This window comes from Sporocytophaga sp., assembly GCF_017745095.1.
In the GTDB taxonomy this organism is placed as follows: Bacteria; Bacteroidota; Bacteroidia; order Cytophagales; family Cytophagaceae; genus Sporocytophaga.
The window spans coordinates 134,341-147,454 of the sequence record NZ_JAGHZZ010000012.1 but is presented as its reverse complement, the minus strand read 5'-3'; the positions used below and the strand labels follow the sequence as shown (position 1 = coordinate 147,454).

The following is a 13,114-nucleotide window of genomic DNA, read 5'->3' as shown; positions in this document are numbered from 1 at the left end:
TAGCAACTCCTCCAAATGCTACAACATTAAATAATACCCTATCAAGAGTTAGTTCATGCCAATACTGGAATGTACAAAGGGTTACAGGTAGCTCTAATGTTTCTTTAACTATACCATGGACAAGTTCTGGTTGTGAAGGAGTCAATACCAGAGACATAAGCGTTGCTCAGTATAAAAACAACGTGTGGCAGTTTTTTGGAGCAAACAATAAAGTAGTTGATGGATCTAGTGGCTCTATTACTTCCAATGCTCCTTTTACTTCGGGATACTACACATTAGGATATGTGCCATTCGATGAGTCCATATTTGGAATACTTTCGAATAAGATGGATGGAAGCGTTTATCCTGTAAAAGGTCAAAAAATAAATTTCAGATTCTTGGAGCAATATAAAGATGCAGGTTCTTTGAAATATAAGATTTATTCCAACCCTTCAGAGATCAAGAAGGAAGGCTCCTTAAGTACGAATTATGGTCAGAACTATGAAAGCATCGAATTACAAACTTTAGGTCTGATTGATGGAAAGCTATATATCCTTGAAGTGACTGATGAAAAGAATAGAAAGTCTTACTTAAAGTTTGAGTATAAGAATAATTAGACTGTTAAAAAGAATATGAACAAGATTATCAGTATAAGCATCATCTTATTGGCAGTAGCAGGGCTATTTGTCTATACATATATTGCAGTGCCAAGAATTGCTTATGTAAATATAGATGTAGTATATGAAGATTTCACACTGAAGAAAGAGCTTGAAAAGAAGCTTCAGGGTGTAGAGAAAGAAAGAAACCTTCAGCTTGACAGCCTGAAAACAGAGCTACAGATACTATCAACAAAGATAGAGGCTGAAAGGGGAAAGAATCTTGATAACCTAAGCACCTTTCAGGTTAAGAAAGAAAGATACCTTCAAAAGGAAGATGAGTTTGGTAAAGCCAACCAAGCATTGGCTGATGAATACAGAACCCAGATCTGGAAGCAGCTTAAGCAGTACATCAAAGACTATAGCAAAAACAAAGGCTATGACTTTATCTATGGAGTTGACGATGGTTATAACTTTATATATGTTAATGAATCTGACGATATAACAGATAAAGTGAAGGAGTTTGTAAACAATAAGTACAACGGTTCGTCAAAATGAGAATTCCTTACCTCTTTCTAATTTTCTTTTTATTTATCAGTTGTTCAGATTCGGATAAGAGTCTGAATGAAAAGGAATTTATCGAATGGGTTGAAGACGAGGAAAACGGACTTTTGATGATGAAAGAATTCGATGACTTTATATTTACACTGCAATACAAACCTGCAGAGTATATAGTTGCTAAAGAATGTGTGAATAAAGAATGCTCTAAAGAAGAGATACAAAGCCGAATCCATGAGCTTGAAGAACTTTATCATTTTAATTTGAAAATAACTGCGAAAGACACTCAGGAAGAAATGCTAAAAAAGAATATCTCTGGAACTGATGAATATTTTCAGCGCATAGAATATTTTACAAGCCTTGCAGAAAATGATTTAAAGCTGTACACTCTTAACGATACTATAGACTGTGGTTTATATCATTTTGAAAGATCTTACAATATGGCTCCATACTCGAATATGGTAGTGGGCTTTGAAAGAAAAGTCAAAACGTTACAGGACCTTACTTTTTCCTTTGATGAAAAGGTACTTGGAATAGGAAAGATAAATTTTAAAATTGAAAAGGATGCTCTTGAAAAGCTTCCTACAATTAAATGATTTTTGAAAGTATTGAATGACGCAACATATTATACCAATGAAGATAAAAGTTTTTAAGTTTACCGCACTTTTTCTCGCAGTCAACTTTTTGGCACAAGTACTATTTCCAACCATAGCTTTTGCGCTTACTGGAGGGCCCAGTCAACCTGAAGTAGAAAGTTTTGAACCTATTGGTACCTCGGAAATGGTTGATGTTTTTTCCGGCGACTTTGTTTACAACATTCCATTGTTAAACGTTGGTAATTATCCTATTAATATATCCTATCACTCAGGAGTATCAATGGATCAGGAAGCAAGCTGGGTTGGATTGGGATGGAACATTAATCCAGGTGTTATTAACCGCAATATGAGAGGGCTTCCGGACGATTTTAATGGAAATGGAGACAATGGAGATTTTATAACAAAAAAATTCAATATTAAGCCTAATAGAACATATGGTATTACTGGTATGATATCTCCCGAAGTGGTTCAGTTCAATTTTTTAAGTATAGGATTGGGCATGGGAATCAGCTATAACAATTATAAGGGGTTTGCAATGGAGCCTACCCAAAACATCGGTATTAGTGCAGCAGGTGGGAATAAAGGTCAATATACAGCTTCCCTTGGTTTGAATGTTTCTACTAGTAGTCAGGATGGGATGACCATTGATCCAACAGTTTCTTTTGATGCTAGAGTAAGGTCTAACGATGAAAGAAGTGAATATTTGGGAGCTAAAGTTGGAGCTTCATTTAATTCAAGAGCTGGTTTAACTTCTTTATCATTAAAAAGTTTAAACTATAAATCATACGCTTATTATAGTTCCCAAAATCTCTATGAGACAAAAAGTTATGATTTCATGTCTAAAAACGGCGGAAGTCCAATTTCTTTTGTATCACCTACATATATTACACCTTCTAATCTTCCTTTTAAAAACACTTCGGTTACACTTAATTTAAGTTATGGAGCTACAGCATTCGGTACCGACTTTTTACTTGCTTTTTCGGGTTATTATTCAGAGCAAAAATTAAGGACTAATGAAAAGCAGTATCGATCCTATGGATATCTGAATTCCGACCAATATAACAATGTAGGGTCTTTGCTTGATTTTAACAGGGAAAAAGATGTTGCTTTTACAAAAAATACTCCTGCGCTTCCGGTAACTAATTTTACTTATGATATTTATTCTGTTTCAGGTCAGGGAATCGGAGGAATGTACAGACCATATAGAAGTGATGTAGGTGTTGTACACGATAGTTATAATAATAACGGAAGTGACAGCTATTCGCTTGGAGTGGAATTCGGGGGAGGATGGGTTGCAAGTTTTGGCTTGGATCCGAGAGTTGTGCTGTCAAATACAACAACAACAAAATGGCGGAATACATTAAGCAAAAAATTAAGTTTTCAAGGCAAGAAGGATCAGCCTAGTAATGAATATTACGAGCCATATTATTTTAAGCAGGCTGGAGAGAAGTCTGTAGATTCAGAATTTGAACTTGAAGAATCATTTTTTAACAAAGTAGGAGGCTTTAATGCTGTAAGACCTGATTTAAAATCAGGTGGAGGTTTTGAAGTCGGCACAGAGAATCATTTAAAAACGGCGGATGGGAATACAATTTCAATATTAGATAATGTAAATAGGAACAAAAGACAAAAGAGAAATGAGACAATTTCTGTATTGACCTTCAAAGAAGCGCGTGATTTTGCTATAAAAAAATCTTTATATTCTGAAACAGATCCTAATAAAGCTGTCTACAAAGGGAAGGACCATCATATAGCTGAAATGACATCTGTAAATGCTCAGGGAATGAGATATGTTTATGGAATTCCAGCTTATAACAACCTGCAAAGAGAAGTTTCCTTCAGCACAGGAGAAAGCCCCAAAAGGGGACAATTAGCGGTGGATTATTCTTCAGGTCTTGTTAATTATTCGACTGATGGTAATGCAGACAATTCAACTTCAAATGAAAGGGGGATAGATAACTTTTATCAGATGAATGAAACTCCTGCCTATGCACATAGTTATCTTTTAACCTCAGTACTTTCCCCTGATTATGTAGACAACGATAAAATCCCTGGCCCATCCGCAACGGATATGGGTACATACACATTATTCAACTATACCAAAATTCCTGATTATAATTGGAGAGTACCAGTGGGTTCCAAAAAAGCCAATAGTGAAGAAGGTCTTTCATCTTTAACCAGTGACGATCATGCTAATTATGTATATGGAACAAAAGAAGTATGGAATCTAGAATCAATCGAGGATAAAAATTTCATCGCTAAATTCATTACTGGAGAAAGGGAAGATGGATTAGGGGTTGTAGACGAGAATGGTGAAATTAATAAAAGCAAAAAATTAAAGTATTTAAAAGAGATAAGGCTTTATAATATAAGTGATCAAACAACTCCAATCAAGACCGTTCATTTCGTTTATGATTATTCACTTTGCGGTAATGTGCCAAATAATAGTGGTACGGGCATAGATGTAAACGGAAAAAAGGACAATGAGTCAGGGTATGATGCAACAAAAAATATTAATGCCAAAAAAGGTAAACTGACTCTAAAGAGAATTTATTTTACTTATAAAAATTCTAAAAAGGCTAAGTTTAGTCCATATGAATTTACCTATCATTTGACTAACCCGGATTATCATCTGAAAATGTATGATCGTTGGGGAAATTTTAAAGAGCTAGAATATTTAGATGGGACTTCTGCTAACCCTAAATATGATTATCGAGACAATGCCAATTTCCCTTATACGGAACAGAATGCTACTACTGCATTTAAGAATGCAGGTGCATGGAATTTAACCTATATAACTTTACCATCTGGTGGGTCCATCTCAGTTCAATATGAATCTGATGATTATGCATATGTTCAGGATAAAGAGGCCATGCAAATGTTCAAGATTTATGGTGTTTCTAAAGAGGTTAAAGTTAGCAGTACAGTTGAGCATTTGTATGATAGATCAACAAATGAAGATTTTAATTACATTGTCCTTGATGTTGGCTTTGGAATAGATACAGAAACATTTAAGAAAAAGTATTTAAGAGATATCATATCAGGTGGAAAAGATTTGTACTTTAAATTCAAGGTTAATCTTGGATCAAAAAACTGGAATGATTTAACCTATAATCAAAAGACCGGATCTTCTGATTTTGTTCCGGGATATGTAAAAATAGTAGATGCTGTAGTTAAAGACGGTAAAGCATTCCTGGAAATGCAGCTTGTACCGATAGGAGATAGAGGTGAAGGAATTAAGATCAGCCCAATTGCAAAAGCGGCACTTCAATTTGTTAGGCTATACAACCCTCGTTTAGCTTATGGATTGACAGATGTAAATGATGGTGCGGTGGATCAGGTTCTTTTAAGTATTATTAATTCAAGTCCTACTAAAAACCTGTTTACCATTGCTAAAGGAATTAATAGATTCATGATGGATAATCAGCAATGCAGGGAATTCATTGCTAAGGAATCATTTATCCGTCTTTATAATCCTAATGGAAAGAAATTCGGAGGAGGCTCCAGGGTGTCTTCTATTCAAGTGCTTGATAATTCTTCTCAAGTTATTGGAGCTAATGTAGAGGGGGGAATATATGGACAGAATTATAGTTATAAAACAACGGATGAAGAGGGGAATGAGATTAGTTCCGGAGTTGCGAGTTATGAACCTTTAATCGGTGGTGATGAAATTCCGCATCATAAGCCTGTAGCTTATGGGACTAAACAGGAAAAACTTCTGGTACCAGATGATAAATTTTATCTGGAAGAACCATTTGGGGAATGCTTTTTTCCCGGTGCATCTGTTGGATATAGCAAGGTTACAGTGACAAGCATCAATGAAGCCTCTACCAAAACGGGCTCTGTTGTTCACGAATTCTATACTGCTAAAGATTTTCCAACTATAGTGGATAGAACTGATCTACAATTATTGCCTAAGAAATCTAATATCGCATTAAGGCTTTTGAAAATTCAGCAGAAGGATTATATGAATGCGAGCCAGGGCTATGTTATAGAACTGAATGACATGCATGGAAAGCCCAAAGCTCAATGGGTTTATGGCCATGATCAGAAGACTTATATTTCTGGAGTAGAGTATAAATATAAAAGAGCAGGAAACAGACTTGTCAATGATGCAACTATAATTCTTCCTGACGGGAGAATATCAAATGCTAAGATAGGAGTTGATTTTGATTTTGTAGCTGATATGCGTCAGCAGGAATCTACAACTGAGAGTTTTGGTATAAATGGAAATCTTGCAATGTTCCTTGCTGCAATCTTTCCAGCATCTATTCCACTTATACTCCCAGCATATGCTAAGGAAGAAACCAGATTCCGTTCCGCGGTAACAACCAAGGTGATTAATAGATACGGTTTGCTGGACGAAGTTATAGCTTACGACCTCGGGTCCAAAGTCGCAACGCAGAATATTGGATATGATGGAGAAACAGGAGAAGTGCTGGTAACCAAAGTACAGAATAACTTTGATGATCCTCTATATAACTTTACATTCCCTGCTCATTGGGCTCATAATAGAATGGGACCTGCTTATCAAAATATTGGGGTAGAATATGAACTCGAATTAGCTTCGGGTACAGCTGCGTCTACTTCAAACCCATTTGAAATAGGAGATGAACTTATCGCAATCGATAACGATGACCTCGATGACCCTACAAAGAAAGATGCTGTTCTAGAAGAAATGAAGTACAGGTTTTATGTAGTGGAAAAGACCAAAACAAAGGTAACTATAATGGGAGGTAAAACGACGGCGACCAATCCTAGCTCCACCTTATTAAATGGAAGTACAACTTTTAAAATTATAAGATCAGGTAAAAGAAACATGTCCAATATTCCTGTTGGAAATGTGGTTTGTTTAAAAAATCCGCTAAAGACTGAAGACAGTGACCAGTTGAAGGCTAGGATTGATTTTGCAGATTTTGATCACATGGTACTTTCAGCAAGTGCTTCTGAATTCAGTGATGACTGGAAGATATTCTGTGCCTGTGATATTGACATGGGGAAATATTATAACCCTGTTTATTATGGAGCCAAAGCCATATGGAGACCTAAGAAATCCTATACGTTCCTTACAGACAGATCTAAAACAAGTATTGAAGCAAACCTGAGAAAAGACGGCTATTTCAAAGCATTTAACTCCTTCTGGAAAACACCGGAAACAGGAAACACTGTGTGGTGTCACGATAAAACAAACTGGACATGGACTTCAGAAATTACCTCTTATGATCCTTATGGCGGAAATGAAATGGAAAATAAAGATCCATTAAACAGATACGCTAACTCAGGTAGTGGTTTTAATCATCAGGTGCCAGTGACTGTATCTGCCAATGCTAAATATTCAGATATTCTGTTTGAAAGCTTTGAAGATGGTGATAAAAAGTCTTGTGTAGAACAGAAGATTAAGTTCACAGGTGGAACGATTGAAAATAAATCTCATACAGGTAGAAGCAGTATTAAGATTCCTAAAAGTTCCGGAGGTTCTTCTATGACTAACTTACCTGTTTGTAAATAATTTTGATTGAAATTTTAGATGAATAAGAATATGAAATTTTTTAAATTCTTCTGTTTGTTGGTAGTGGTGACACTGTGCCCTTTTTCGAAGTTGCTTGCAGGGACTTACTTAGTGACGAATACTAATGATTCGGGACCGGGGTCGTTGGATGAGGCAATTTTAAATGCCAACTCTGATTCTCAGTCAGCAATCATCTCGTTTGCGATTTCTACAACAGGCCCATATAATTTAGGCTCTAGTAGGTGGCTTGTAAGTTTGAATGGAATTACGATAGATGGGAATTCTCAATTAGCTAGTGGACAGGGAAGCGGAACTGATCAAAGAATTATAATAAACAAAACACTTCTAATTATGGAAGGATTTGTTACAATTAAAAATCTAGTGTTTCAAAATTTGACATATGGTATTTTAATTGGGAACAACAATAATAATGTAATCGAGAATTGTCTTATCGAAAATTGCACTTTTGAAAATATTCAATTGGGCGGAATAATGCTTACAAATGATCATCATAATACGATTAAGAATAACAGATTCTATGGATGTTTACAATTTTCAATTTTATTATGGGGTAATGATAATGTGGTTATAAATAATAAAATAGGTGTTGATGATAATAATGTAACTAGAAGTTGTACAATAGGCATTCAAATTTCTGGAAACAACAACATAATAGGTGGACTTGGGGGAGAAAATATTATAGCTAATAATAGTAATGGACCTGGAATATTAATTAATGGAGGTACGGGTAATAGGATACTTAATAACAAAATATATAATAACAACAATTATAAAGCTATAGATAATAGTAATGGACTAGGAAATATTGGAAAAGTTGCACCTGAAATCGAATCAATTGTTGGTTTAACCATAAATGGTAAAGGAATGGTTGGAGATCTTGTGCAGGTCTTTTATAACAACGGAGTGGCTGAGAATGCTCTTGCTTTTGTAGGTGAAACCTCTGTAAAGTCTGATGGGAAATGGTCATTACCAATCCCAATGTCTTCATCAACTTATAATCCAAATGGAGGTAATAGTTATGTTGCCACGGCAACAGATCAACAAGGAAATACATCTCAATTGTCCGCTCCTTTTTTATTAACTTCATGTGTCGTCACAACCACTGCAGACAATGGCGATAATACACCTGTTGCAGGCTCTCTGAGAGCTGCAATCAATTGCGCAAATGCAAAAAGTGACCATGCTAAAGTCGAATTTGCCTTGCCTGGGAATGGACCCCATACTATAAACATATTAACCTCATTACCTGAAATTACCAATCCGGTGAAAGTTACAATTGATGCTTATGGGGGAATTGGTGGGGAACCGGAAATTATTATTAGTGCAGTAAATCCTAATTTGATTTGCTTTAAATCATCATCTACTCCAATTGTGATTAAAAATCTTACTATCAGAAATTTTAGAAGGCCAATATATATTACAAACTCTGCTAATATAGAAATTTCAGGAAATAAAATTGATTGTCCAGCTTATCCCGGTAATAATTTTGAGGCTGTACAGGTTAATTTTACAGATGGGTTTGTAGTTAAGAATAATATTATAAATAAATTTAGTACTGGTTTGGCTTCCACGACGAATAAAAATGGTATAATTCAAGATAATACTATTTCGGAAAATAATGGTGGGATGTATCTCACTAGTATGGAAGATCTTCAGATAAAGAATAATATAATTTCAAACAATAAAATAAGTGGACTTACTTTTGCTATCCTACCTGGTGCACAGGTAAAAAATATAATTATTGAGGGAAATACTATCGAAAATAATGGTTACCCAACTCAAAGTTCGATTAGCCATGGAATTCAAGTTGTTAACAATGGCAATATTAGTAATTTTCAAATTCTAAAAAATAGAATTTCAGGTAATTTTAATCATGGTATCGAGCTAAACCAATGTCAAAATTTAGAAATAAGAGAAAATGTAATTACCTCCAATCAAGCGGATGGAATTAACTTATCATATTCGACATTAATTACAATAATTGGCAATAGGATTGGAGTTGATCAAAATAATAATGTCCTGGGCAATCAGGGATTCGGAATAAATCTGGCTTATAGTTCTAGTAATATAAAAATTGGTCTAGAGAATTCAAGGAATATTATTAAGAACAATAGTTTGGGAGGAATTAGTGTTAAAGGAGAGAAAAATAATATTGCATATAACACTATAAGCAATAATAATTCTGGAAACGCAATTTTCAATAACGAAGGCAGTGGGAATCATGGTAAAGCTATTCCCATAATTACCTCGATTGTAGGCTTTACAATCAGTGGAACTTCTGAAACAAACGATCTTATTCAGGTTTTTTATAATGACGGAGTAGCTCAAAATGCCATCTCTTTTGTTGGAGAAAAGCAAGCTGTTAATGGACAATGGTCCATTACGATTCCGATTTCTTCAACTACTTATAATTCCAACGGAGGGAATAATTATGTAGCTACTGCAACAGACCAAAATGGAAATACATCCGAATTATCAACTCCTTTTTTATTAAGTTCATGTATTGTCACTACCACAGAAGACAATGGAAATAACGCAACTCCTGTCGTTGGATCTCTAAGAGCAGCAATCAACTGTGCAAATGCTAAAAGTGAACAAGGCCAAGTCTGTTTTGCCTTGCCTGAAGAAGGACCATACTATTTTGAACTGGACGTCCAATTGCCAAACCTTAATAATTCTAATGGAATAATTCTGGATGGAAGTACTCAATTGGAAAGCAAAGCAGGAGCTGGTGATAATCAACGTATAATTTTACAGGGTAATGGTTCTATCGATGGGTTTTCAAGTGAAGCGAACGGAACAAGCCTTGTAGGAAATAGTAACCAAATTAAAAACATACAGTTTCAAAATTTTTCCAAAGCAATAAATTTCAATTGCGATCATAACCTTATAAGTGCGGTGACGATTAAGGGGGCAGCAGAAGGGGTTGTATGTGATGGTAATATTAACAAAGTTCTTGATAGCGAAATTACTGGATGCACTAGCTCCGCAATAAGTCTAGTAGGAAATGCATTGACTGTAGATGGTAATCAAATCGGGGAGTCTCAAAGGGGAATTATGATTATGCAATCTTTTGATGTCAATATCATCAATAATTATATTGGAATACGCAAGAACAATGTAGCCATGCCCATAAATCAAACCGGAATTTCTTTGGATGGTTCAATTAATATTACAATAAAAGGAAATGTAGTCGGTCATGTTGTTAGTGGAATTAAGGTAGATAAAAATGTCCATGATTGTAATATTGAATCAAACTATGTCGGAGTATCTCTGGCCGGAACGTCAATTCCTGTAGTAGAAAAAGGTATTGAAGGGAATGGTTATATTTCTCCAGGAGGATCAACTTCCACTCGTTTGACTATCATTAAAAATAATGTTGCAAATTGTGGTTTTGCGGGTGTCTATTGCAGCAACATAGACAGCAGTTTGATTAAAGAAAATTTTATAGGAACGAACCTGAATTATAAAGTCTATAATAACGGAGATTATGGAATATTTCTAGCAGGGGCAAATTATAACAGGATTGAAAGTAATTGGATATATTATCATCAAAAGGATGGAATTGTGGTAGCTCCAGTCTATAGAGATCCCGGACAACACAATATTATCACCCAAAATTATATTTCAGGAAACGGTTCATCTAGTAAAGCCATCAATATTTTCTATCCCGATGAGAATGCTTTATTCACCAATGGCAATAATGGAGAAGCAAAACCTGTATTCGATCCTTCTCCTGTGTTAAATTCTTCAAATAATCTTATACTATCAGGTACAGCTGGTGCTAACCGGAGGATAGAAATATTCAAAGGAGCAGGCCCTTATCAGTCGGCGGTATACTACTTGGGTTCCGTAACTACAGGAAGTTCAGGAACCTGGGCTTTCACTGTTGAAAACATTCAGCCAACTCCTTATTATTTTGCAGCAACAGCAACTGATTTAAATGTGGAAGGAACAGGTCCCAATAATAATACCAGTGAGCTTAGTACTTTTACATATTGCAATGCTCCATCTGTAAATACACCAGATTACTCCATCTATACTTTCTGTGTAGGTTTACCTATTGCGATGACAAATTTGTCAGTTCTAAAGATCAATAATCATCAACCTGGTGTAACATATCTTTGGGATATAAATAATGATAATACTATAGATGTAAGTACTCAAAATGCACTTGAGCTTTACAGGTTCAATACTGAAGGAGCCGTTCCTGTTAAGCTTACAGCGAAAAATGGATGTTATTCTAGCACAGTAGAAACAGGAGTTGAAGTTGTTGATTTAACAATAAAAACGCCTCAGCCTGAAATATGCAAAGGACAAAGTCTTCCTCTAAATGTAAAGCCCCATGGTGGTATTTTAGGTAGATTTTTATGGTTTAGGGATAATCAACCAATACCTGAGCAGCAAGCTCCTACAAATACCATTACTGAATCAGGAACATATAGCGTAGTATTTAAAGACTTTAGTTGTCCAACAAATGAGTCTGATTTTAACAATGCGCCTTCTGATCAAAATGGTAAAATAGCATTTTCTAAAATTGAAATTGCAAAAGGTAGTTGTCCTGAACCAACTTGTGGTAACTGTATGAGTTCTTTTGTTCCTGAAAGTGAAAAAGATTATGTGCTTTCTGTATGGGTAAAAGAAGATTGGACTCAGCCTAAGCAGGATTACCTGAATGCAGGAGTAAAACTTACTTTTTATATAGACCAGTTTGATGGAACATCCTTACCGGATAATTCTCTGGTTCCTCTAAAAGTTGTTCCTGGTTCTCCAATGGTTGAAGGTTGGCAGAAGCTGGAAGGTACTTTCAAAGCTCCATTAAATAATGTCGGGATTGGTATTTCACTATTAAGTTCTGAAGCGGTGGATATTTATTATGATGACCTGAGAATTCAGAGAGACAATTCCAGTATGAAATCTTTTGTCTATGATAAAAAAGATATGAAACTGATGTCTGAACTTGATGAAAGGAACTTTGCCACTTTTTACGAATACGATCAGGAAGGTAAACTTATCAGAGTCAAGAAGGAGACAGAAAGAGGCATTATGACTATCCAGGAGTCACAGACTAACATATATAAAGTAGAAAATCTAGATAATCAATAAGATTTTGAGACATTTTATTAAAATAGTTCTTGTCCTGTATGCCCTGTTGGGGAATACCAATCTTCATGCACAAGAAGGGATAGATGAACTTAAGAAAATCAACAGCACAATGAGTGGTTTAAGAAATCTCAGTGTTGATATTTCTTATAATGTATATAAGAATTACTATGCAACAAAGGCCGTTGAAGAAACCAAGGCAACTGTAAAAAGGGCTGGAGAAAACATGCTAAATACTTTTGGTAATCAGACAATTCTTAAAAATGCAAAATATTTAGTGTATGTGGATGCAGATGAAAAAAGGATTATTGTTGATAATGCACATAAATCCAAGGTGAAGAATCAGCCTGCCGGTTTTACTAACTTTTATCAGCAGCTTGACAGTATTCTAAAAAATGCGAATGAGGTAAGGGCAAATAAATTGAATGAATCCAATAAAAAACTTTTCATCAGTTTTGATAAGGTTAAAGGATATATGGATTGTTCAAGGATAGAAATTATTTATAATCCAAAATCATATGTCATGAGTAAAATGATTTTCTACTATAATCAGGAAATGAGTTTACAGGACGATGGCAAAGGAAGTAAAGAAAGGCCCAGATTGGAAATTTGTTTTGACAAGATGGATACCGGGGAAATCAGCAATGAGACTTTTTCAGAAAGTATCTTTTTTCAGAAATCCTCAAAGTCGTTAAAGCCTTCATTGAATTATAAAAATTACGAATTAGTAGATCAGAGATTAAAAAAATAAA

At 35.1% G+C, this 13,114-nt stretch carries 6 protein-coding genes; all 6 read left to right on the top strand.

Translation table 11 applies throughout. From position 1 onward, the window contains the following. Positions 1 to 596: hypothetical protein (locus tag J7604_RS18135; protein ID WP_293898684.1), on the top strand; the 596-nt coding region annotated here is incomplete at its 5' end. Positions 597 to 611: 15 nt separating this feature from the next. Continuing rightward, positions 612 to 1,133, top strand: a complete 522-nt coding sequence (locus tag J7604_RS18130) for an OmpH family outer membrane protein (RefSeq protein WP_293898681.1) — start codon at positions 612 to 614, stop codon at positions 1,131 to 1,133. Further along, complete coding sequence (locus tag J7604_RS18125; protein ID WP_293898677.1) at positions 1,130 to 1,729, top strand: hypothetical protein; 600 nt, start codon at positions 1,130 to 1,132, stop codon at positions 1,727 to 1,729. Before J7604_RS18130 ends, J7604_RS18125 begins: the two co-directional genes overlap by 4 nt. 37 nt (positions 1,730 to 1,766) lie before the next feature. Further along, positions 1,767 to 7,238 carry a hypothetical protein gene (locus J7604_RS18120; RefSeq protein WP_293898674.1) on the top strand — a complete coding sequence of 1,824 codons (5,472 nt, stop codon included), beginning with the start codon at positions 1,767 to 1,769 and terminating at the stop codon, positions 7,236 to 7,238. A gap of 30 nt (positions 7,239 to 7,268) precedes the next feature. Beyond that, positions 7,269 to 12,365 (top strand): right-handed parallel beta-helix repeat-containing protein, encoded by a 5,097-nt coding sequence (locus J7604_RS18115; RefSeq protein WP_293898671.1) that lies wholly within the window; start codon positions 7,269 to 7,271, stop codon positions 12,363 to 12,365. 4 nt (positions 12,366 to 12,369) lie between these two features. After that, positions 12,370 to 13,113 (top strand): hypothetical protein, encoded by a 744-nt coding sequence (locus tag J7604_RS18110; RefSeq protein ID WP_293898668.1) that lies wholly within the window; start codon positions 12,370 to 12,372, stop codon positions 13,111 to 13,113. Position 13,114 lies beyond the last annotated feature (1 nt).